At 62.4% G+C, this 22,505-nt stretch carries 16 protein-coding genes; 11 read left to right on the top strand and 5 right to left on the bottom strand.

Annotated elements, in window-relative coordinates; genetic code table 11:
- The first annotated feature begins 8 nt into the window (after window positions 1–8).
- The 6 genes from NKH03_RS11535 to amaB all read left to right on the top strand — a co-directional run bounded on the left by NKH03_RS11535 (window position 9) and on the right by amaB (window position 6,637).
- Window positions 9–893 carry a transglutaminase family protein gene (locus tag NKH03_RS11535; RefSeq protein WP_352968464.1) on the top strand — a complete coding sequence of 295 codons (885 nt, stop codon included), beginning with the start codon at window positions 9–11 and terminating at the stop codon, window positions 891–893.
- A 141-nt stretch (window positions 894–1,034) separates the two neighbouring features.
- The gene (locus NKH03_RS11530; protein WP_352968463.1) at window positions 1,035–1,967 is read left to right on the top strand and encodes a glycosyltransferase family 2 protein; all 933 of its coding nucleotides are present in this window, start codon (window positions 1,035–1,037) and stop codon (window positions 1,965–1,967) included.
- Window positions 1,968–2,077: 110 nt separating this feature from the next.
- Entirely contained in the window at window positions 2,078–3,184 is a 1,107-nt protein-coding gene (locus NKH03_RS11525; protein ID WP_352968462.1) for a DNA topoisomerase IB, read from the top strand.
- A 108-nt stretch (window positions 3,185–3,292) separates the two neighbouring features.
- A complete protein-coding gene (locus NKH03_RS11520; protein WP_352968461.1) occupies window positions 3,293–3,667 on the top strand; it encodes a YciI family protein in 375 nt (124 codons plus the stop codon).
- Window positions 3,664–4,938, top strand: a complete 1,275-nt coding sequence (locus NKH03_RS11515; protein ID WP_352968459.1) for an RNA polymerase sigma factor — start codon at window positions 3,664–3,666, stop codon at window positions 4,936–4,938. Before NKH03_RS11520 ends, NKH03_RS11515 begins: the two co-directional genes overlap by 4 nt.
- Window positions 4,939–5,122: 184 nt before the next feature.
- Complete coding sequence (gene amaB / locus NKH03_RS11510; protein ID WP_352968458.1) at window positions 5,123–6,637, top strand: L-piperidine-6-carboxylate dehydrogenase; 1,515 nt, start codon at window positions 5,123–5,125, stop codon at window positions 6,635–6,637.
- Between the two features lie 249 nt (window positions 6,638–6,886).
- On the opposite strand, the gene NKH03_RS11505 is transcribed toward amaB, so the two are convergent.
- The 4 genes from NKH03_RS11505 to NKH03_RS11490 all read right to left on the bottom strand — a co-directional run bounded on the left by NKH03_RS11505 (window position 6,887) and on the right by NKH03_RS11490 (window position 11,021).
- Window positions 6,887–7,750 carry a hypothetical protein gene (locus NKH03_RS11505; protein WP_352968457.1) on the bottom strand — a complete coding sequence of 288 codons (864 nt, stop codon included), beginning with the start codon at window positions 7,748–7,750 and terminating at the stop codon, window positions 6,887–6,889.
- A gap of 372 nt (window positions 7,751–8,122) precedes the next feature.
- Window positions 8,123–8,470: a hypothetical protein gene (locus tag NKH03_RS11500; protein ID WP_352968455.1), complete on the bottom strand. Its 348-nt coding sequence runs from the start codon at window positions 8,468–8,470 to the stop codon at window positions 8,123–8,125.
- Between the two features lie 63 nt (window positions 8,471–8,533).
- On the bottom strand, window positions 8,534–9,388 hold the full coding sequence (locus NKH03_RS11495; RefSeq protein ID WP_352863461.1) for an endonuclease/exonuclease/phosphatase family protein: 855 nt from the start codon (window positions 9,386–9,388) through the stop codon (window positions 8,534–8,536).
- 169 nt (window positions 9,389–9,557) lie between these two features.
- Window positions 9,558–11,021, bottom strand: a complete 1,464-nt coding sequence (locus NKH03_RS11490) for a phospholipase D-like domain-containing protein (protein WP_352968454.1) — start codon at window positions 11,019–11,021, stop codon at window positions 9,558–9,560.
- Between the two features lie 511 nt (window positions 11,022–11,532).
- On the opposite strand from NKH03_RS11490, the gene NKH03_RS11485 reads away from it, so the two are divergent.
- From NKH03_RS11485 to NKH03_RS11470, 4 genes are read left to right on the top strand one after another with little or no spacing between them, the layout of a single operon-like run.
- Window positions 11,533–12,981 carry a TolC family protein gene (locus NKH03_RS11485; RefSeq protein WP_352863465.1) on the top strand — a complete coding sequence of 483 codons (1,449 nt, stop codon included), beginning with the start codon at window positions 11,533–11,535 and terminating at the stop codon, window positions 12,979–12,981.
- A 39-nt stretch (window positions 12,982–13,020) separates the two neighbouring features.
- Window positions 13,021–15,153, top strand: coding sequence for a type I secretion system permease/ATPase (locus tag NKH03_RS11480; protein ID WP_352968452.1), 2,133 nt, complete (start codon window positions 13,021–13,023; stop codon window positions 15,151–15,153).
- A gap of 42 nt (window positions 15,154–15,195) precedes the next feature.
- A complete protein-coding gene (locus NKH03_RS11475) occupies window positions 15,196–16,485 on the top strand; it encodes an HlyD family type I secretion periplasmic adaptor subunit (protein WP_352863469.1) in 1,290 nt (429 codons plus the stop codon).
- The gene (locus NKH03_RS11470; protein WP_352863470.1) at window positions 16,475–17,116 is read left to right on the top strand and encodes a ribbon-helix-helix domain-containing protein; all 642 of its coding nucleotides are present in this window, start codon (window positions 16,475–16,477) and stop codon (window positions 17,114–17,116) included. Before NKH03_RS11475 ends, NKH03_RS11470 begins: the two co-directional genes overlap by 11 nt.
- Window positions 17,117–17,177: 61 nt before the next feature.
- Here NKH03_RS11470 and NKH03_RS11465 read toward each other — a convergent pair whose 3' ends face one another.
- A complete protein-coding gene (locus NKH03_RS11465; RefSeq protein WP_352968451.1) occupies window positions 17,178–18,116 on the bottom strand; it encodes a transglutaminase-like cysteine peptidase in 939 nt (312 codons plus the stop codon).
- A gap of 324 nt (window positions 18,117–18,440) precedes the next feature.
- Here NKH03_RS11465 and NKH03_RS11460 point away from each other — a divergent pair.
- Window positions 18,441–22,505, top strand: a 4,065-nt coding sequence (locus NKH03_RS11460) for a DUF5801 repeats-in-toxin domain-containing protein (RefSeq protein WP_352968450.1), incomplete at its 3' end; no start/stop codon positions are given.

The following is a 22,505-nucleotide window of genomic DNA, read 5'->3' as shown; positions in this document are numbered from 1 at the left end:
AGTAGGGCATGCTTTACGATATCAGGCTTCATCTCCATTACGACTATGCCGCGGCGGCTGGTGGTGGCCGCCATCAGATTCGCGTGCTGCCGTCGACGATATCAGGCGTGCAGCGCGTCATCGCCGCATCCCTGTCCTTTGCGCCGGCGCCCAACGAGCGTTCTGATTTTCCCGATTTCTTCGGCAACAACGTCACCTCGATCGCCTTTCGCGAGGCGCATGACACGCTCGACATAAGGATGAGCGCACGCGTATCGGTGTCGCGGCCCGAACCTGGGCTCGACGTGTCACCCGATATCGGCCGGCTCAGGCAGGAACTCGCCGCCGTGCGGTCGCTGGCGCCTGATACACCGCACCATTTCCTGACGGCCAGCACTCATGCCGGCATCGACGGTGCGATCACCGGCTACGCTCGGGACAGCATCACCGGCTCTGCCACCGGCACGGCGATGAACCTGTGCAATCGCATCCATCGCGATTTCACCTATGACGGCGAGGCGACCACGGTGCGAACCCGGGCCAGCGATGCCTTCAAGCTGAAGCGCGGTGTCTGCCAGGATTTTTCGCACATCATGATCGCCGGCCTGCGCGGGCTCGGCATTCCGGCCGGCTATGTCAGCGGCTTCCTGCGCACCATCCCGCCCAAGGGCAAGCCTAGGCTGGAAGGTGCCGATGCCATGCACGCCTGGGTCAAGGTCTGGTGCGGGCGCGATGCCGGCTGGCAGGAATTCGATCCGACCAACGGCATGCGGGCCAGCAACGACCACATCACCGTCGGTTATGGCCGCGACTATTCGGACGTGGCGCCGATCGTGGGCGTTCTCAAAACCACGGGGGGACAGGTCGGCGAGCAAGCTGTCGACGTCATTCCGGTAGTGCTCGAAAAAGCGTGAAAGCAGGTTGGTGCAGCGACCTCTTCGCTGTAATTCCGACGGACAAGACTACTTCTCAAACGCCGATGCAGCAGCTACTTTGCATTCGTTTCGAAGTGGACAATAATTGTATTCTTATGCGCGTTGGCGCGGGATTTAAGAGTGATCAGCGTCGTTATTCCTGCCCACAATGCGGCGGCGACCATCGGGGCGACGCTGGCTTCTCTTCGCAGCGAGGCCGAAATCATCGGCGAGATACTGCTGGTCGACGACGCATCGACGGACGACACGGCAGCCGTTGCGCGGCGGTTCGCGGCGGAACTATCGTTGCCGTTGCATGTGCTGCCGGCCAGTTGCCGCGATGCCGGCGGAACCCGCAATGTGGCGCTGGCGGAAGTGCTCCATCCCTGGGTATACCTGATCGACGCCGACGACCTGCATCTGCAAGGCGGATTGCGCTCGCTGCTCCGGAAGGCGCAGGAGCAGCCGGAAGCCGATATGATCGTGGGCGCCTACCGGCGACGGGTGAACGGCCAGGATCGACAGATCAAGGTGCCAAACGGCTATCAGGCCGCGTGCCTGGCAAACGCTGCCGCCTATGTGAAAGGCGACATACGGTCGGTCGCCGTGGGTAGCGTTCTGGCATCCCGAGCCCTGATCGGCGAGACGAGATTCCCGGTCGGATTGGCTTATGACGAGGACACGCTGTTCTGGGCGCGGCTGATGAGCAAGGCATCGCTGGCCATGGTTTCGCAACCCGTCATGGTCTATGAGGTTTCGCCGATGCGTTCCGACGACCGCTTTGCGATCAACCCGGTACGGCGCTTCCTGGATTGGCGCCGACAATTGCGCACGCTTACCGACTGCAGCATTCCGATGTCGGCGCTCAAGGCCAGGGAAGGGCTTGTCGCCCTCAAGATCGCCCGGGTCCATTATGCACGCGGCGATCTGGACACCGCGGCGCGCTTCCTGGCGGTGGCCGCGGCCGCGCCAAAGCGTCGCTCGGAAGCCTGGCGCTGCCTGCGCTACAGGTTCAAGCTTGCGGCGCGGCGGCGCTTGTCACCGCCGTCGATCCAGCTGCAAGGCGCCCTGTAGGCGCCAGTTCCGCTGGGACCGACACTATACAGGCGCACAGTCTTTTCAGGCGGCGTGTGGAACCAGCAATCGGCCAGTGGCTTATCTACCGATATTTGCGCGGAGCTGACATGCTGCAGAAATCCGGATTGTCGCACAGCCGGTCGGCTGACGAAGACGCTGTGCCGAAAAATCGCGCGCCGAAGAACGGGTCGCAAAGCTCGGCCGATCATGCGTCGCTTACCTATGTCAGTGACGCCGAGCCGGGTATCCGGCGGCTGAAGACAAGCAAGGGGTTTTCCTACAAGGGGCCGGATGGGCGGCCCGTTGCGGATGCTACCAGGGCGCGTATCGAGGCAATCGTCATTCCGCCGGCCTGGACGGATGTGTGGATTTCGCCCGACGCCGACGGCCATATCCAGGCAACGGGCAGGGACCTGCGCGGACGCAAGCAATACCGCTACCATCCGCAATGGGCCGAAGAACGCGACGGCGCCAAATATTCGAGCCTCATCGCCTTTGCCGAAAGCCTGCCGGACCTGCGGCGCAGGATCGACAGCGATCTGCGCCATACTGGTCTGCCGCTCGAGCGTGTCGTCGCCGCGGTCGTCTGGCTGCTGGACAACACGATGATCCGGGTCGGCAATGCCGCCTACGCCCGCGACAACAAGAGTTTCGGGCTGACCACGTTGCGTGACCGCCATGTCGATATCGTCGGTTCAAGCCTGCGGTTTGCCTTCAAGGGCAAGTCCGGCAAGGAGTGGAAGCTGAAGCTGATCGATCGCCGCATCGCTGGAATCGTGCGCGGCGCGCAGGATCTGCCGGGCCAGCAACTGTTCCAGTATCTCGATGAGGACGGCGGCAGGCGGCCGGTCCGCTCCGAGGACGTCAACCGCTATATCCGCGAGGCTGCCGGCGATGCGTTCAGCTCGAAGCATTTCCGCACGTGGGGCGGCACCATCCACGCCGCGTCGCTGTTTGCACAGACGGAATTGCCGGAAAGCCAGGCGCTGCAAAAACGGGTGATGAACAGCGTCATCGACAAGGTTGCCGAGCGGCTGGGCAACACACGTGCCGTCTGCCGCAAATGCTACATCCATCCGCAGGTCTTCGAAGCATGGTCAGAGGGGCAATTGCTGGACGAAATGGCGCGGGCCAGCAAGCGCAAGCGCTCGATCGATGGTCTGGACGACGAGGAAGCTCTCGTGCTGCGATGGCTGAAGATACGCGAGAGCTGACCGGGAGCGACGGAGCGTCGCCAAATCCGCAGCATCGGGATTTTTTTATCGACGCCGTGTCGGGATCGGTCTTACTGTTTCGTCCTTTGACAGAGAAAAGGACCAAGCATGCTCTACGCAATCCTCTGCTATGCTTCCGAAGATGTCGTCTGCTCCTGGAGCAAGGAACAGGACGACAAGGTCATGGCCAATCTCCTCGACGTCCAGGACAAGTATGCCAAAGCCGGCCGGCTAGGTCCGGTGGCAAGGCTTTTGCCGACGACCGCCGCGACGACGCTGAGGAGGGTCAAGGGCGAAGCGGTCGTCATCGATGGTCCGTTCGCCGAGACCAAGGAACAATTCCTCGGCTTCTACACGCTCGAATGCGCCGATCTCGACGAGGCCGTGGAATTCGCTCGCGAACTTTCCGAGGTCAATCCGAGCGGCGGCTCCTACGAGATCCGGCCGGTCTCGGTCTTCAACCGCAACAAGGTCCCGGCATGACCGAACTCGCCTGGATCAGCTCCGCGATCAGCGCCGCCCGTCCGCAGGCGATGGGCGCGCTGCTGCGTTATTTCCGCGACCTCGATACGGCGGAAGAAGCTTTCCAGGATGCGTGCCTCAGGGCCATCAAGAACTGGCCGCAGAACGGGCCGCCGCGTGATCCCGCGGCGTGGTTGATCTTTGTCGGCCGCAACAGCGGCATCGATGCGGTGCGCAAACGCGCCAAGCAGGCGCCGATGCCGGAGGAAGACCAGATCTCGGACCTGGAAGATGCCGAGAGCGATATCGCCGAGCGGCTGGACGGAGCGCATTACCGCGATGACATCCTTCGGCTGCTGTTCATCTGCTGCCATCCCGACCTGCCGGCAACGCAGCAGATCGCGGTGGCGCTGCGGATTGTCTCGGGCCTCACCGTCAAGCAGATCGCACGCGCCTTCCTGGTCGGCGAAAGCGCCATGGAGCAGCGCATCACCCGCGCCAAGGCGCGCATTGCCGACGCTGGCGTGCCGTTCGAGACGCCGGGCGCGGTCGAGCGGTCGGAACGGCTCGCCGCTGTCGCCGCCATGGTCTACCTGATCTTCAACGAAGGCTATTCGACCAATAGCGGCGAGGCGCCGGCCCGTGCGCCGCTGTGCGAAGAGGCGATCCGGCTGGCACGGCTGTTGCTGCGGCTGTTCCAGACCGAGCCGGAGATCATGGGGCTGACGGCGCTGCTGCTTCTGCAGCACGCGCGCGCACCGGCCCGTTTCGACGATGGCGGCGAGATCGTGCTGCTCGAGGATCAGGATCGCAGCCTGTGGAGCCGCAAGATGATCGATGAGGGGCTGGCACTGGTCGACAAGGCGCTGCGCCATCGCAAGCCCGGCCCCTATCAGGTGCAGGCGGCTATTGCCGCGCTGCATGCGCGGGCTGAAAAGGCCGAGGACACGGATTGGAACGAAATCGACCTGCTCTACCGCCTGCTCGAGCAGATGCAGCCATCACCGGTGATCACGCTCAACCGGGCCGTCGCGGTCTCGAAGGTGCGTGGTCCGGCAGAGGCGCTCGCCATGATCGAGCCGCTGGAAGAACGGCTTTCCGGCTATTTCCATTTCTTCGGCCTCAAGGGCGGCCTTCTGATGCAGCTTGACCGGGGGGAGGAGGCGCGTGTCGCCTTCGACCGTGCCATTGCGCTTGCCAACACAGCTGCGGAGGCGGCTCATATCCGCATGCATATCGACCGGCTGATGAGGGACGGTGCCGTTCGCGCACCGACGCAAAAGGCAAACTGAGCGCCGTCTGCATGTCTGGCTCAATCGTGTCGCCCGGGCTTGGACCATGCCGGGGTGGCGATTCTTCCCCGAAACGAGTAATGCCACGCCATGACTGTGCCCGAAGTGCTGACCGGCACGCGGGCGACATTGCGCGAGCATTGGTTCAACGCCATCTGATGGCGGTGGATCTGAAAGGGACAAAATGACGATAGCGAAGGAAACGATCGAGCTTCTGGCGAAACTGGGTGTGGCCGAGGGCGCGCTTACGGGCGGCGATCTAATCGTGCGCAGCCCGGTGACGGGCGAGCAGATCGCGGCGCTGAAGACGATCTCGCCCGCCGATGCAGCCAAGACCATCGATGCCGCGCACAAGGCCTTCCAGGCGTGGCGGCTGGTGCCGGGGCCCAGGCGCGGCGAACTGGTGCGGCTGCTCGGCGAGGAACTGCGCGCGCACAAGGCCGAGCTTGGCCGGCTGGTCTCGATCGAGGTCGGCAAGATCCCATCCGAAGGACTAGGCGAAGTGCAGGAGATGATCGACATCTGCGATTTCGCCGTCGGCCTCTCCCGGCAATTGTACGGCCTGACCATCGCCACGGAGCGTCCGGGCCATCGCATGATGGAGACCTGGCATCCGCTCGGCGTCGTCGGCGTCATTTCCGCCTTCAATTTCCCGGTCGCGGTGTGGTCGTGGAACGCAGCACTGGCGCTGGTCTGCGGCGATGCTGTCGTGTGGAAGCCGTCGGAAAAGACACCGCTGACCGCACTTGCCTGCGAGGCTATCTTCAAACGTGCGGTCAAGCGTTTCGGCGCGGACGCGCCGCAGGGCCTGGCGCCGGTGCTGATCGGCGACCGTGCCGTCGGCGAGATACTGGTCGATCATCCCAAAGTGCCGCTGGTTTCGGCTACCGGCTCGACCCGCATGGGCCGCGACGTCGGCCCGCGCCTGGCCAAGCGCTTTGCGCGCGCGGTGCTGGAGCTTGGCGGCAACAATGCCGGCATCGTCTGCCCGACAGCCGATCTCGACATGGCGCTGCGCGCCATTGCCTTCGGCGCCATGGGTACGGCGGGCCAGCGCTGCACGACGCTGCGGCGCCTGTTCGTGCATGACAGCGTCTACGACGCCCTGGTTCCACGTCTCAAGAAGGCTTACGAGAGCGTCTCGGTCGGCAATCCGCTGGAGACCTCTTCGCTGGTTGGGCCGCTGATCGACAAGGCCGCCTTCGACGCCATGCAGAAGGCGCTGAAGGAAGCCGCCGCCCACGGTGGCAAGGTGACCGGCGGCGCGCGGGTCGAGAACGGCCACCCGGATGCCTATTACGTGCATCCGGCGCTGGTCGAAATGCCCAAGCAGGTGGCCCCTGTCACGGAAGAGACCTTCGCGCCGATCCTCTATGTGATGAAATATTCGGATTTCGACGCCGTGCTCGACGAGCACAATGCGGTGGGCGCCGGTCTGTCGTCGTCGATCTTCACCCGCGACCTGCAGGAATCCGAGCGTTTCCTCGGTGTCGACGGCTCGGACTGCGGCATCGCCAATGTCAACATCGGCACCTCGGGCGCCGAGATCGGCGGCGCCTTCGGCGGCGAAAAGGAAACCGGCGGCGGCCGCGAGAGCGGCTCCGATGCGTGGAAGGCCTATATGCGGCGCGCCACCAACACGGTGAATTATTCCAAGGCGCTGCCGCTCGCCCAGGGCGTCTCGTTCGATATCGACTGACGGGGGGCCGGGGGTTGGGCATCGGCGGTGTTGGCAGCTTTTGTGCCGGCAGCTTTTCACGATAGGAATTTTTTCTTGACTCCGTGACCTCAGCTATGGTAGATATTCGTCCATGGTGCTGATTTGCGCCACTGACCCGCCGCGCAGGCGGGTTTTTCGTTTCCGTCAGCCAATGCGCCGGCGAAGGCTGCGAAGGAGCCCGTTAAGTTCGTTGCCCTGGGCGTCTCCCGCACGGGGATGCCCAACCGATCAGCTGTCTGCCGGCTGGTCAAAAGCCGCGTCGAAAGCGGCATCGACTATGGCCAGCTTGGCGGCCTGGACGGTCATGTATTCCTGGTAGAAGGTGCTCGACACCCACATCACCGAATGGCCGCGTTGGCCGAGCCAGCCGATGCTGCCGAGGTTCTCGGCAGCGCGCAGCTTGCGGGCGAGGTGAGTGCGCGACAGCTTGAGCCATTTGGCGAAATCGCCGATCGAAACCACGCTCGTCGCAATCCGCTCCAGGCCTGCATGATCGGGGTCGATGCCCGACATCAGCCAGTCCATGACGATGCCGCCATTGTTGAGCCAGATGAACAGGGAAAAGGTCTGGTTGGGTTCGCGCACCGGCGCGGAGGCTAGCAGGCCGTCCGCCACTAGAGGCTGCAGCATGGCAACCATTTCGGGATGCTCCAGGAATCTGGCCAAGCGGTCTGCCCCGTCGAGGCGATCCAGCGTCCGCAAATGGGCAAGGACCCAGCCGGTAAAAGTCTGCACGGTTGCCGCTGTCGGCTGCAAGGGGTGGGTACGACCGTCGCCACCCGACACGTATTCGGCAATGTGGTAGTGCAGCATCTCCTTGATGAAAGCGTCGGCCGTGTTGCGGCTGGCCACCGCGTGCTGGTGCACGAATTCGATGAAACGCGATACCGTCAGCTCCTTGCGGCGGTCGTGCGGGTCGCGCCTGAAATGCATGGCGAGGCCGACATGGCCCATCAGCCAACGCTGCTGCGTGGCGAAAATGGAAGCCAGCCGCGGGCTGTCTTGATAAATCTGGATCAGGGCCAGCGACTGCTCCTGAACGCAGCGATGCAACGCCGGATGGCCGGCAATGTCTTCCAACTTCAGCGCCATCTCCTGGTGTTCCGGCTCAACTCCAAAGCGAGTTGCGCTCCAAATTTTTCAGCCTTCGGCGGCTGTGTCCAGAGGGTATCAAATAGCGAGGTCAGGCCCTGTCCGGGTAGCGACCGGTTCATGACGCCCGCGCCCCGAAAGTCGCCGGAGGCGCCGTGCGATCATTGCGATGCGCGGTCAGCCGTTTGGCTGAGCAAACCCTGCTATGCGCCACCGCCCGTAGCGGCGAGAACCGGCAGGCCGAGAGGCATCATTCGACGCCTGGCAGGGCCGCCGACTTCGGGTGGTAGCGCTATTTCGCCAGCATTGCTCTTACGGGGCCAAGCCGGCCTAGCTTTGTCGCAAGCCGGCTTATACGGAGCCAGCTCAGATTTAGCCGCAGACGCGGACCTGCTCGATCACCCTGTGGTGGTGGCGCCAGTGCTTGATCAGTTCGATGTGGCAGCGACGATGCCGGTGGTGGCGGCGATACTCGCCATCGTTATAGTCGCCATATTGCACATTCTCGTCGTCATCATACTGGTTGTCGTAAATACGCCGGTCATAATGGCGGCGAACGACGATCTCGCCATTGTCGAACTGATCATCCGGTGAATACTGATCATCCGGTGAATATTGGCCGTCGTCGGACTGGATAATCACGCTTGCGGCTTGCGTGGGTGCCATGACTGCCGCTGTTGCGGCAAATGCCAATACGGAAGTTAAAATCAATTTTTTCATCCGGTCCTCCTGCGAATTCAAGACATATCAACTCGTGGAAGAACCGCGCGTTCCACAGAAAATCTACACGCTTTGCGACGCCTGGGACATCAAACCGTTATCGGCGTCAGCCATGCGCTCCAGTTGGACAAAGGCCGTCAACGGCAGATGGTCGGATGCAACCCGCGAAAGCGGCGTGTCATGCGCGTCGACGGCGGCAATCATGCCGCGCCTGTTGGCCATGATGCGGTCGAGCGCCAGGAGCGGCAGGTTTGAGGGGAATGTGGGGACCGCCGGCGGCTGCGGGCCGAACGTCGCATGCAGCGTGTTGAGCGCGGAGCGGTTGCCGAGGCGCCATTCGTTGAGGTCGCCGAGCAGCAAGGTCGGCGTTTCGTCCGGGCTGTTCATCAGGTCGAGCACGACACGTGCCTGCTGGGAGCGCGAGCGGCGCAGCAGGCCAAGATGGGCGGCGATGATGCGCAACGTCCGGCTTCCATCGAGGTCGATCTCCGCCACCACCGCGCCGCGCGGCTCCAGTCCCGGAAGCTTGATCTGATGCACGTCACGAACGACGCCCTTCTTGAACAGCAAGACATTGCCATGCCAGCCATGGCCCTTGCCGGTCGCGGAAATCGGCACCGGAACCAGGCCGGTTTCCCGCTCGAGCCGGGCCAGGTCGAGAAGCCCAACACGGTCGCCGAAGCGGTTGTCGGCTTCCTGCAACGCAATGACATCCGGATCGATTTCGCGGATGACGCGGATGGTCCGCTCCGGGTCGAACTTCCTGTCGACGCCGATGCATTTGTGGACATTGTAGGAGGCAACCAGCGTGCCGGTGGTCGCCGTCGTCTTGTGTGCAGCGGCGTTTGCCTTCCGCATCCGGCGGTCACGGATGGATAAAAGCATACTTGCCGGGAGGCTGCGTCCGGTCATGCGCATCGTGTGCCTACCATGGCCGCTGCTTTCACCATGCACCTCAAATAGCGTCTCTGGGTTTCTGTTCCATAATTGGCGTCAAACTATCCGGCAAACACGTCGTTTTGTTAAAGATGGGATGAACCCATCCAGAGATAGGGATAAACCCATCAAGAGATAGGGGTGAAACCATCTAGAGATAGGGCGAACCGAGCCAAAGGGCCCGGTCGAACAATCTGATAAGAAACGGCCGGGCCCGCAACGCTTCCAGCGTGACCGGTACGGCCGTTTCGAGCGCCGACCGGATGCGCGCTTCGATCTCGCCGGCAAAGCCGGCGTCGAGGATCTCGAGGTCGATCTCAAAATTCAGCCGCAGCGAGCGGGCGTCGAGATTGGACGAGCCGACATAGGCCCACACGCCGTCGATCGAAAGCAGCTTCGAATGGTCGAAAGGCCCCTCCGTGCGCCAGACGCGGCAATAATGTTTCAGCACCTGGTCGAATTGCGCCGTCATCGCACGGTCGACCAGGAAAAGGTTGTTCACCGCCGGCACGACGATGTCGATTTCGACACCTCGCCTGCCCGCGGTGATCAGCGCACTTATCAGTTCGCGGTCCGGCAGGAAATAAGGCGACATCAGGCGGATCGATTTGCGGGCGACGGAGAAGGCACCGATCAGCAGTTTATGGTTGGTTTCGTTGCTGGCGTCCGGGCCGGAAGCGACGGCCCGCACCAGCATCGGCACGCCGGGCGACGGCGACAGCGGGGCAATTCGCCAGTCATCGCCCTTCAGCGCTTCGTTGGTGGCGAAACGCCAGTCCTCGGCGGCAATCGAGAAGAGGTCGGCGACGACCGGACCGGTCACCCGGAAATGCGTGTCCCTGGCGCTGTTGGAACCGGCAAACTCGGCGGAGAAGCCCTTGCGGATGTTCATGCCGCCGGTGAAGGCGACCATGCCGTCGACCACGAGGATCTTCCTGTGGGTCCTGAGATTGGCGTAGGGCAGGCGCAGGCCCATGACGATGTTGCCGTTGAAGACATCGGCGGGAATGTTGGCCTCGCGTAGATGCCCAAGGATGCTCGGTACGGAGTAGCGGGCGCCGACGGCGTCGATCAGCACGCGGACGGTGACGCCACGCCGGACGGCGCCGGCCAGCGCTTCGACGAAGAGCAGGCCGACGGCATCATTGTCGAAAATATAGGTCTCAAGCAGGATGCCGCGCTCAGCGCCATCGATCGCCGCGCACATGGCGGCATAGGCCTCGTCGCCGGTCTCCAGCACCTCTATGGCATTTCCCGGCGTGAGTGCGCGCCGCGCCACCCTGTCGCCCAGTGTTCTCAAGCCGGTGAATCGCGGCCCGTATCGCTCGACGATCAGGGCCTCTTCGGCGGCGATGTCGCGCTCATGCTTGGCGGACACCGGGTCGCCGGCAAGCGGACGCTGCGCGGTGATCGTGGCACGACGGATGCGGTTGATGCCGGCGACGGCATAGATCAGCACGCCGAGGATCGGCGACAGCACCATCACGCCGACCCAGCCGGTAGCGGCGCGGACATCCTCCTTGGTCATGACGGCGTGAACGATGCCGACGGTCGCCATCACCACGGAGATGACCGCGAGAATTTGGGGCCAGTGAGTCGCCAGGGTCTCCAACATGGCCGAGACTATCCAGCGAGCGATTGCAGAAGGCAATGCGGCCGGTCTCCCGGCCTGACCGCGGCGTTCGACCCGTATGGTTTCGTTAAGCGCGCGTTGAGAGGAAGCGGGTCAGTCTGCGACCAATGGGCGTTTTCCGGAGCAGGGTCGCCGCCGATGACCTAATTTTTCGACGCGGCACCTCGTGGCGCTGCCCGAAAATAGCGATCCAACCGCGGCTTCGGCCGCCAATAGCCAGTGTGATTCTGGCCGCATCGGTCAGCGGGCGTTCGTTATCCTGTGCTTTCCCACACGTGGCGGCGTCAGGGTACAACCGCAGCGGGTCGATATCTATGTGCCATTTTTGCTACATCCCGCGGCTCTTCTGATCTGAATCGCCTTTTTAGTGGCAGCTAAACCAATAATCACTCACAGATTTCATGAATCTGTGAATAATCCATCGACGGGCAGGCCTTGGCTTGGCTATAGCGTTCAAGAATAGGGGCGCTGGGGAAACGTTAGGGTGGGTTTTATGAACACGACAAGCATGTCGACCATAGGCAAGCGCCTTGGTCTTTTGATGGCGGCCACCATGCTGACCTGCGGGGGCGCTCATGCGCTCACGCTCAAGGAGGCGATGGCCGTTGCGGTGGAATCCAATCCCGAGATTGGACAGGCAATCGAAAACCGCGAAGCAATCGAGTTCGAGTTGCGGCAGGCCAAGGGCCTCTATCTTCCCAGTGTCGATGTCGAGGCATCGGCCGGCGTTCGCCGGCTCGACAATCCATCCCGGCGCTCGCTTTCCATCGAAGACGACGCGCTCTATCCGGCTGAAACGGATCTTACCGTTTCGCAGACGCTTTATGACAGCGGCGCAAGGCGGGCCGAATTGAACCGTCAGGCATCGCGCGTCGACGGCGCTTCATTCCGTGTGCTGGAACGGTCCGAATTCATCGGGCTGTCCGTTGTCCAGGACTATCTGGAGTACATGCTGCAGGCTTCGATCGTTGTCGAAGCGAAGAAAAATCTCGGCTTCCACCAGGGCATTCTCGGCGACATCCGGCAAGGCATCTCGGGCGGCGCGCTGAACGAGGCCGACCGGCAACAGGCCGAGGAACGGCTGTTCGCCGCCAAGGCGCGCATGCAGGAGGCGACCGAGGAACTGGAAGCGGCCAAGATCCGCTTCTTCAAGACCGTCGGAAAGCCACTGACCAGTCCTTCGAGGCCGGGCGATGTTTCGGCCGCTCTCCCGCGCTCGCTTGACGAAGCAATAGGGTTGGCGCGGGAAAGCAATCCGCGCGTGCACATGGCCAACAGCGACATCGACGCGGCGGCTTCCCTCGTGGATGCCGCGCGGGCAAAATTTGGCCCCTCCATCATCGCTGAAGGTCGCGCCCGGGCGGGAGCCGACATTGACGGCGACGATGGCGACACCACCGACCTGCAGGCGCGTGTGGTCCTGCGCTGGAATCTCTATCGCGGTGGTATCGACAAGGCCAACGAGCAGGAGCAGATCCGCCGCACAAGCGAACAGCGTCTGGCCCTGCATCAGGTCCAGCGCGAAATCGAGGAGGCCGTTCGTACGTCATGGGATCGCCGTTTCCGGCAAGCCGATCTGGCAAAGACCCTGAGGCAGCAAGCGGCCGCCAGTGAGAAGCTGGTCGCTTCCTATCGCGAGCAGTTCAAAGTCGGACAGCGTTCGCTGCTCGACGTGCTCGATGCGCAGAATACGCGGTTCAACACCGCAACGCTGGCTGATACCTCGTCCTATGCATCGCTGTTTGCCCAGTACCGGCTTCTTGCCGCGACCGGACAGTTGCTGAAAACGATGAACCTTCAGCCGGCGAAACAAGCGACGGCCTATGCGCGAACGGAGTTTGCGGCACCGGAAACCGCGGACACTGAAACCTATGCGCGGACGCCGTCGGAGCAGAAGAACGACCTGCCTTTCGACATCCTCGCCCCGGTGAGGAAGAAATAAGACGACGCAAGGTCCAACGAGAGTCCCGACGGGCAGATCGTGAACCAGCAACCAAACATTCTCTCCCCCAAGGAGGCGTTCAAGGCCTGCTTCTCAGCCGTTGCCGGATATCTCGGCAGGCCGAGCGCGGAGACGGTGCTGTTTGCCGGCGTGCCGCTCTCGGACACGCGAATTGAAGTCGACGACATCCGGCACCTTGCCGAGCGTATCGGCATGGAAGTCACCGAGTTCAGCCACCGCGACTTTCTCAGGGGCCGCATCGACCTGCCCGCCATCGTCTTTCGCGTCAGCCAGTTGCCCGTTGCCCTGCTCGCTCAAACCGAAGACGGTGGCTATATCACCGCGCCCCAGGAAGACGGCCGCACCGCGATCGGCAGATCGGAACTCGCCGCCAGCTATATCAGCGGCGGAGCGTCCTTCTCGATCACCTATGCCAATGCCGCCGAGGGCATGTCGGTCGGCTCGGCAGCCAAGATCGAGCGAAGACACTGGCTTACCGGGACGATGGGCGCTTTCTGGCGCACCTATTCGAAGGTCGTTCTCGCGGCGGTGTTCATCAACGTCCTGGCCATAGCCTCGCCCATCTTCACGATGAACGTCTACGACAGGATCCTGCCGAACAAGGCAGTATCGACACTGTGGGTTCTGGCGATCGGCATTGGCGCCGTCATCCTGTTCGATCTGCTTTTGAAGACGGCCAGGGCTTCCCTCATCGATTATGCCGGGCGCAAGGCGGATCTTCGGATATCCTATCTTCTGTTCGAGAAAGTGCTGAACTCGTCGCTGTCGGCGCGTCCCGGTTCGACCGGCGAATACGCAAACAGGGTCACGCAATATGAGTTCGTCAGGGAGTTCTTCACCTCGAATACCATCAGCGTGTTCATCGACACGGCATTCGTCTTCGTCTTTCTCCTTGTCATCTATGCGATAGGCGGCTGGCTGATGATCATACCGGCGCTGGCCTTCGTGCTGTCGGTCATCGTCGGCTTGATCACCCAGCGCCGCATCGGCAAGCGCGTCGCCGCCTCGATGAACGAAGCTTCGCAACGCCAGGCCCTGCTGGTCGAATCCATCTCCACGCTGGAGACCATCAAGTCGCTGCGCGCCGAGGCGTATCTGCTGCGAAAATGGGGGGAGCACTCCAAGAACGCCGCCAACACATCCGAGAAGATCAAGCAGCTTTCGGCGGCCGCGGGCAACATAACCCAGTCCATACAACAGCTGGTGACCGTCGCTCTGGTCGTGGCCGGCGCTTATGCCTTCTCGGAAGGGCATGTTTCGACCGGAGCAATCATTGGAACGGTGATGCTGGCGAGCCGGGCCGTGGCTCCGCTCGGCCAGATCGCCATCACGCTGTCCAGGTTCCGCCAAGCCATGCTCTCGTTGAGAATGGTGAACTCGATCATGGCTCAGCCGGAAGACAGACCGGACACGGTGGGTTTCGTCAACCGCCCCATTCGCAACGGGGCGATGGTGTTCAGAAACGTAGGGTTCGTCTATCCCGGCACGGAAAACGAGGTTTTGACCGGCCTGAATTTCTCGGTGAAGCCGGGTGAGCGGATCGGCATCATCGGCCGCATAGGATCGGGAAAGACGACGATGGGTCGGCTGATCGGCCGGCTTTTCCTGCCGACCTCCGGCGAGTTGCTGCTGGATGGGATCGATATTCGCCAGTATCACCCGTCCGAGGTTCGCGCCGCGGTCGGCATCGTTGCGCAGGCTGGCGACCTGTTCTCGGGCACCATCAAGGAAAACCTCCTGATGGCATGCCCCGAGGCTAGCGATGAGCAGATCATCGAAGCCGCGAAGGCCGCCGGCGTCGACGAGTTCGTCTCGCGCCACCCGCGCGGCTACGACATGAATGTCGGCGAGCGCGGCACCAATCTTTCCGGCGGCCAGAGGCAGACGGTGGCGATCGCGCGCCTGCTTTTGACCAAACCGAAAATCGTCTTTCTGGATGAACCATCGGGCTCGATGGATCTCGCATCGGAACGCCAGTTGATAAAGCAACTCAAAGTCGCCTTTGACCGCGACACGACGCTGATCGTCTCCACACATCGCTTCAGCATGCTTGAACTGGCCGACCGCCTGATCGTTATCGAGCGGGGCAAGATCGTTGCCGACGGACCGAAGGACCAAGTCATACAGGCGTTGCAGAAAACAAGCGCCTGATAAAACAAATAGTAATGCATACAATGCGTTGGGGCGTGGGAAATGCTTGCCAGGGAAGATCGACCGCCGCTCTTTGCGTCGGCGTCCATATTCATCATAGGAGCACTCTTTGTCGTTTTTGTCGCCTGGGCATCCTTTGCCGAAGTCGATGAGATCGCACGCGGCGACGGCAAGGTCATACCCGCGTCCAAGACCCAGATCATTCAGGCGAGTGAAGCCGGTGTCGTTCAGGAGATCGCGGTGACGATCGGCCAGATCGTCAAGAAGAACGATCTCATCATCCGCCTGGACAACACGCTCAATACGTCCAGTCTGGGCGAGCAGCAGGCCAAGGCGCGCGCGCTGGAAGTGCGCATAGCAAGGCTGAAATACGAACAGGGCGGCAATCTCTCGGGCCCATTTCCGTGTCCCCAGGACATTCAGTCGATCGCTCCGCAAATCTGCGACAACGAACAGAAGCTGCTCATCGCCCGACGCGGGAATTTCGACAACAAGCTATCCGTGCTCAAGTCGCGCCTCGATCAGCGCGAGAAGGAACTGGCCGAGGCGATCGCCAATTCCGACCGTCTGACCAAGAACCTGGCCGTCAGTGACCAGGAGGCAAAACTGGTCGACGCGATGGTCAAGAAAGGCCTGATGGCAAGGACCGAGCAGCTCCGCGTAGAGCGCGAACAGACCGAACTCAACGGTCAGCTGAACCTGGCGGGCGAGACCATCAAGAAGGGCAAGGCGGCGATCACGGAAGCCCAGCTTCAGGTCGAAGAACTCGGCCTGCAACTGCAGCAGGAGGCGTTGGACGACCTCACCCAGGCGCTGGCGGACCTTTCGGTGGTGGATGAAACCATTAGGGGGGCGACCGACAAGGTGGCCCGCACCGATATCCGGTCTCCGGTGGACGGCATCGTCAACACGCTGGAGCTGAACACGGTCGGCGCCTTCGTCCAGCCAGGCGCCGTCGTGGCCGGCATCGTGCCAACCTCCGAGACTTTGCTGGTGGAGGCGCGGGTCTCGCCACGGGATGTCGCCTTCATCCGCCCCGACCAGGAAGCGCTTATCAAAGTCACCGCCTATGATTTCTCGATCTTCGGCGGCATCGAGGGCAAGGTCTCCAACATCACGGCCGACAGCCTGGTCGATCAGAAGACAGGGGAACCCTATTATCAGGTGCGCGTGTCGACGGACAAATCGACACTTCAGAGAGACGGCAAGGCCTATTCGATCATCCCCGGCATGATCTGTTCAGTCGACATCAAGACCGGGCGCAAGACGATCCTGCACTATCTCCTGAAGCCGATCAACAAGGCGCGTGAGGAGGCGATGAGTGAGCGGTAGCGCCAGCCTTCATCATGCCGATGGCGAGCGGCTGCTTCCCGCGGTCACGGCCGAGGATTTTGGGCTGGAATTTCGGGTCGTGGCGCGTGGCGGCATACGGCGCGGCATCCGTCTGGAACGGGCATTCTGGGTCTCGCTGAAACAGCTGGCCGAACGCAGGAAATGCACGATCGGCATGCTCATCGACGAGATCGCCGAAAGCCAGGCACAGACAGGCAACCTGACATCCGCGATCCGCGTGGCCTGCATGCGTGGATTGGCGGACGAAAACCTGACTTTGCGAAGGCTTGCGTCGATCAATACCATCAACGCCATACTGATCGCTTGCCCGTCACCGGCCTTTGCCCTGGCTTCGTCGAAGAAGATCCTGACGTTCAACGCGCCGTTCCAACAGCTGGTCAAGCGTCAACTGCCGATCGCTCCGAGCGATGATGCGCGCAACGACCTCAAGCTGGCGCTGGACCTCAATGTGGCTGATATCTTCTCGCGGCTCGATGCCAATGGCGAAACGCCGGTGGCCACCGGCTTTGTCATCGGCGCCGGCGAGCGTCGATACCGGGGTCAGTTGAATGCGGTGCGGGCCCCGGTGCTCGAGCCGGAGTTGCTGATGGCGTTCGTCTTCGGCGGCTGAATACACCGCAAATCCTAGTGGAAACCTATGGCTTAGCGGAAACCTATGGCTTAGCGGAAACCTATGGCTGAAAACCTTCGCCCGGCGCGACGGTGGCGAAACCGCCCTTGATGTCGGCCATCTGGGCTCCGCCCGGTCTGGAGCCGTGGATCCAGGCCCGGTCCGTGCTGAACGAATAGAGCGGAACGTAGTCCGGCAGATCGCTGTCGCGCACAACGGTGTTGCTGAGGCTGTCGAGAATGAAGGTGCCGCTGCCCGTGCTCACCGACAGCACCGCGTGAAAGAAGCCTCGCTTGCGATCCTGGAGAACGACCAGCGCCATGCTTTGCGTTGGAATGCCGGCTCTCAGCAGAGCCGTCATCTTGAGGATGGCGAAATCCTCGCAGTCGCCGGCCCGCCGTTCGAGGATTTCCGACGGCTTCGCCCAATAGTCGAGCTTGCCGTAGACGACGCTGTCTTTCCTGTAGGCGATCAGGCGATTTACGCTGCTGTTGACGAAGGACAGTTTCTCGCTGAACCCCTTGCCTTGAGCGGCGGCGACCATGCCGGCAAAAGCCGCGCTCTTGCGTTCGCAGTCGCTCTCCGCCGAGCAGGCGGTGATTGCCCGGTAGACCGGCGCCCAGCGAGCCGCGACGGGAAAATTGCGCATGGACAAGGCAACCGATCCGAACACGCCCGGAATGATCGACGCCGTCTGCACCGGATCTATCCCGGCTCGCGCCATTGACGGGCTGTCGCCGGGATCGACAACCGCCGGGCCATAGCTGCCGAACATCATGCCGATCCGGTAGGGGGCCGCAGGCTGCCAGGGCTGAGACCTCGCCAGCGACACGCCGCCGAGGCAGGGCGGCGTCTGGACCCTTTCCAGGGGCGCGCCGGGTGCGGCGGCATCGCTGGAAACGGCGTTCGCGAATGATGGCCCTGCCAGGCCGACAAGCCCGATCGCCAGCAGGAGCACCTTGAGCCCGGTTTTTCCCAGAGCTGAGTCTTCTTTTTTCATGACGCCCACCTTTGACTGTGGACGCTACCAATCTTGTCTCAAATTATTGGAAAGGAAGGTAGATAACTTTCCCCCAAATCACTTCATCTGTTTTGCATAAAATTTTATACAAATTTATACTTCTATTTACCAAAGAATCGCGACTCGCCCCCATCCATTCGGCCCCAGCGGACGTCAATATATATCAGGTTATATTGTTGTAGTTTACCACGTATAAAAAATGCCGAATCATGCATATCGGAATATATGAAATAGATTGCAGGGCTGTTGCAAAGCAGAGGTGGCCACTGTCTCTTTCCGGGAAATGACGGAGGGGTTTCAGCAATGACCACCAATATCGATTTGGACAGTTTTTCGGGTTCCATGGACGAGCATTCCGCGTCCGGTGAACACAACAGTCAGTCATCGCCGGCAGAGATGCAGGTCGCACAAGCAATTTCGACGCAGCCCGCACCGGCAGCGTCCGAACCGGTGCCGGTCGATGTCGGCGGAGCGCCCGTCAAGCCGGAAGCGCCTGCGACGGCAAACGCACCCGCTGCGACGGCACCGCACGAATATGTGGCCGACGCTGGCAACATCGTAAAACTTCCGTCCAACGTTTCCATCGACAACATCAAGGTCGACGGCAACAACCTTGTGCTCGAACAGGCCGACGGCTCGGTGATCGTGATCAAGGACGGCGCCTTGCACGTGCCGACCTTCATCATCGGCGACGTCGAGGTGCCGCGCGTTGCCTTGCTGGCAGCGCTGGAGGCAAGCCATGTCGATGTCGCCTTCGGCGCCGACGGTTCCATATCGGCCGGCCCGGGCGGTTCGAATTCAAGCGCGGGCGGAGACTTCTCGGTCCCCCCCGGCGGCATCGGCCACGGGTTCGACCTGTCGGCGCTGTTGCCGCCGACGGCCTTGCAGTTTGGTCAATTGGACCGGCGCGAGCTATTTCCCTCGATCGTCGACAGGCAGGTTACAGTGACGGCCACGTCATTGCTTGCTCCCAGCGAAGCGGCCAGTGAAACCGGTCTTGACGGCGGCCCGACGCAATCGCCGGGTAGTAACGCACCGAGCCATTCGGAAACGTCCGGCAAGGGAACGATCAGCATCGATGCGCCGGATGGAATTGGGTCGATCGTAATCAACGGCGTCACCGTCACCGGCGTCGGCCAGCAGATCCCGGGCGATTTCGGCTTCCTGACGATCGTCTCCTACAATCCGAGCACCGGTGCCATCGAATACAATTACACGGTGACCGAGTCGGTCACTCATCCCAATCAGACGAACGGATTCGATCCCAACGATACGGTTCCGGACAATTTCAGCATCACTGTCACGGATGTCGACGGCGATACGGCCAGCACCACCTTTGCCGTCGCCATCGTCGACGACGTGCCGACGGCGGTGGCCGACACGGACAGCATTGCAGCCGGCCAGTTTGGCCCCGCGACGGGCAATGTGCTTGTCGGCGGAACGGATGCCGGCGATGCCAACGCGACCGACGGCAATGCCGACGTCAAGGGCGCCGACGGCGCGACGGTGGTGGGCGTAGCGGCCGGCAACACCAATGCCGATGTTAATAACGCGGCCACGCTCGACGTGCCGTTCCAGGGCGCCTACGGCAAGCTGACGCTTCACGCCGACGGCTCCTACACCTATATTCGTGATGCGGGCACGCCTGGCGGTGTCAACGACGTCTTCACCTACACCATCAAGGATGGCGACGGCGACACCTCGCACACCACGCTGACGATCTCGATCGGCAACTCGACGCCTGTAATCACCGACCTGACGCCGGAGGCCAATGGCGGCGATGTCATCGTCAACGAGGCGGCATTGAATGTCGGCACGCCGGGCGGACCTGGGTCCGATCCGGCAAGCACTGCCGAGACCGCCGCCGGCACCTTCACCGTCTCGTCGCCGGACGGCATCCACTCGCTGGCGATCGACGGCAACGCCTTCATCACCGACGGCGTGTTCACCGCAGGCTCCTTCACCACCGCACTCGGCAACACACTCAATGTGACGGCTTACAATGCCGCCACCGGCCAGGTGAGCTACACCTACACGCTGGTCGACAACGAAGCGCATGCCGCCGGCCAAGACACGAACAACCTTTTCGAGAACTTCACCGTCACGCTGACCGACCAGGATCTGCAGAGCGCCAACGCCACGCTCTCCGTCAATATCGTCGACGATGTGCCGACGGCCCATGATGAAGCCTCGCAGTCGATTGCGGAAGGTGCTCCGGCGCTGACGGGAACACTGGACTTCGTCGCCGGCGCCGACGGCGCGACGGTGACGCATGTCAACGGCACGCCGCTGATCTTCGATGCCGGCACGGGCTACTCGCAGTCGGTCGACATCGGCGCGGGCACCATCCAGGTGAAGGCGGACGGATCCTACTCGTTCACGCCGGATGCCTCGGTCGACAACAGCTCTGGCCCGGTGGCGGTCAACGCGACCTACACGGTGACGGACGGCGACCTCGACACGTCGACGGCCAACATCGCCTTCACGATCACGGATGGTGCCGCCCCGGTTGCGGGCGCTCCGATCACGCTGGCGCTTGACGACCAGAACCTGAGCGACGGCTCGACGCCGGCCGGCCCTGACTTCGCCGCGAACTCGATCACCTTCACGCCGGGCTCGGACGCGATCGCCTCGATCGCCTTCGGCACCGATTTGAGCGGGCTGAACACCGCCAACCTGACCTGGACCAGGGTGTCGGACACCCAGGTCGTGGGCAAGGACGGCGCCGTGACGGTGGTGACGCTCGATCTGTCGGTTGCCAACAATGTGGCGACGGTGACGGCGACGCTGAACAACAACTACGATGCACATCCCGGCATCAATCTCGACGACCTGGTCAATCTGGGCCATCTCGGCGTGGTTGCCACCGATATCGACGGCACCCAGGCGACCGGCACGGTCAACGTGACGGTGTCCGACGACGTGCCGACAGCGCATGACGAAGCCTCGCAGAACGTCGCCGAAGGTGCGACGATCACCGGCACGCTGGACTTCGTTGCCGGCGCCGATGGCGCCACGGTGACGCATATCGGCGCCACCGCGCTGGTCTTCGGCGGCGACGGCTACTCGCAGTCGATCAACATCGGCGACGGTTCGATCAAGGTCATGGCTGACGGCCATTACTCTTTCACCGCCGACAATTCGGTTGTTGGCACCGGCGCGGCTTCTGCAATTTACACGGTGACGGACGGCGACGGTGACACATCAACGGCCGGCATCAGCTTTGCGGTGACGGACGCCAATGTTCCGACCGGCGGCACAGCTGCGGCCTCGGTTGACGACGACGGCCTCGCCGGCGGCAATCCAGCGAGCGTGACCGGTGATATCGACGCCAATTTGGGCGAGTCCCCGGCGAGCCTCAGCGAAGCAGTCTACAACGGCACACTGGGTGGTAGCGTCGGCGGTGATGGAGCCGGCTCCAACGGCTTCTCGTTCGCGACGCTGGACGGTACCGGGGGCACTGTCGGCCAGGAGAGCGTGACCTATAGTTGGGACGCCGCCACCGACACGCTGACAGCGACGGGTCCGCGCGGCGAACTGTTCACGGTGCATGTGACCGACCCGGCAACTGGCGCCTATACCGTGACGCTGCTCGACAACGTGCTGCAGGCCCAGGGCCCGAACGACGAGGACAATGCGACGGTCGACCTGGGCTATGTGATCACCGATGCCGACGGCTCGACGGCACCGGGCACGCTGACCATCACCTTTAACGATGATGCGCCGACGGTGGCGTTGGCTGATGTGAAGGTGCCGACGCTGAACGTGGATGAGAGCTTCCTGACGGCGGCGACGAACGGCATTGCCGGTTCGGGCACCGGCCCGGCGGGATTGACGACGGACACGCAGAACTTTGCCGGTGTGTTCACGGTTGTACAGGGCGCCGACGGTGCCACCACCAGCTATGGGCTGAGCATCTCGGCTCCGGGCGTGACGACCAACCTGATCGACAGCGCCACCAATACGGCGGTGGTGCTGACGCAGAGCGGCAATACGGTGTCGGGTTATGTGACCGGGCACAGCGGTGATGCGGCCTTCCTGGTGTTCACGCTGAGCGTCAATACGGCGACCGGCGCGGTGACGCTGACGCAGGACCGTGCGGTGCACGAGAACACGGTGGACAATCCGACCGACAGCTCGGAAGGCATCAGCCTGACCTCGGGCCTTGTGACGCTGACGGCGACGGTGACGGACAAGGATCTGGACACCGCCTCGCAGTCGGTCGATGTCGGCGGCAAGGCGACGTTCCACGATGACGGTCCGTCGATCACGGTCACGGGCACGGTGCCGACGCTGAACGTGGATGAGAGCTTCCTGACGGCGGCGACGAACGGCATTGCCGGTTCGGGCACCGGCCCGGCGGGATTG

The organism is Mesorhizobium sp. M1406, assembly GCF_040317555.1.
GTDB lineage: Bacteria > Pseudomonadota > Alphaproteobacteria > Rhizobiales > Rhizobiaceae > Mesorhizobium.
The sequence above is the reverse complement of the archived record's forward strand: the minus strand, read 5'-3'. Positions and strand labels throughout refer to the sequence as shown.

Bases quoted from the DNA above. Each gene is read 5' to 3' on its own strand.
- NKH03_RS11465 (WP_352968451.1), bottom strand. From the start codon at position 18,116: ATGAAAAAAGAAGACTCAGCTCTGGGAAAAACCGGGCTCAAGGTGCTC.
- NKH03_RS11525 (WP_352968462.1), top strand. From the start codon at position 2,078: ATGCTGCAGAAATCCGGATTGTCGCACAGCCGGTCGGCTGACGAAGAC.
- NKH03_RS11490 (WP_352968454.1), bottom strand. From the start codon at position 11,021: ATGTTGGAGACCCTGGCGACTCACTGGCCCCAAATTCTCGCGGTCATC.
- NKH03_RS11485 (WP_352863465.1), top strand. From the start codon at position 11,533: ATGAACACGACAAGCATGTCGACCATAGGCAAGCGCCTTGGTCTTTTG.
- amaB (WP_352968458.1), top strand. From the start codon at position 5,123: ATGACGATAGCGAAGGAAACGATCGAGCTTCTGGCGAAACTGGGTGTG.
- NKH03_RS11505 (WP_352968457.1), bottom strand. From the start codon at position 7,750: ATGGCGCTGAAGTTGGAAGACATTGCCGGCCATCCGGCGTTGCATCGC.
- NKH03_RS11500 (WP_352968455.1), bottom strand. From the start codon at position 8,470: ATGAAAAAATTGATTTTAACTTCCGTATTGGCATTTGCCGCAACAGCG.
- NKH03_RS11475 (WP_352863469.1), top strand. From the start codon at position 15,196: ATGCTTGCCAGGGAAGATCGACCGCCGCTCTTTGCGTCGGCGTCCATA.
- NKH03_RS11495 (WP_352863461.1), bottom strand. From the start codon at position 9,388: ATGCGCATGACCGGACGCAGCCTCCCGGCAAGTATGCTTTTATCCATC.
- NKH03_RS11520 (WP_352968461.1), top strand. From the start codon at position 3,293: ATGCTCTACGCAATCCTCTGCTATGCTTCCGAAGATGTCGTCTGCTCC.
- NKH03_RS11535 (WP_352968464.1), top strand. From the start codon at position 9: ATGCTTTACGATATCAGGCTTCATCTCCATTACGACTATGCCGCGGCG.
- NKH03_RS11515 (WP_352968459.1), top strand. From the start codon at position 3,664: ATGACCGAACTCGCCTGGATCAGCTCCGCGATCAGCGCCGCCCGTCCG.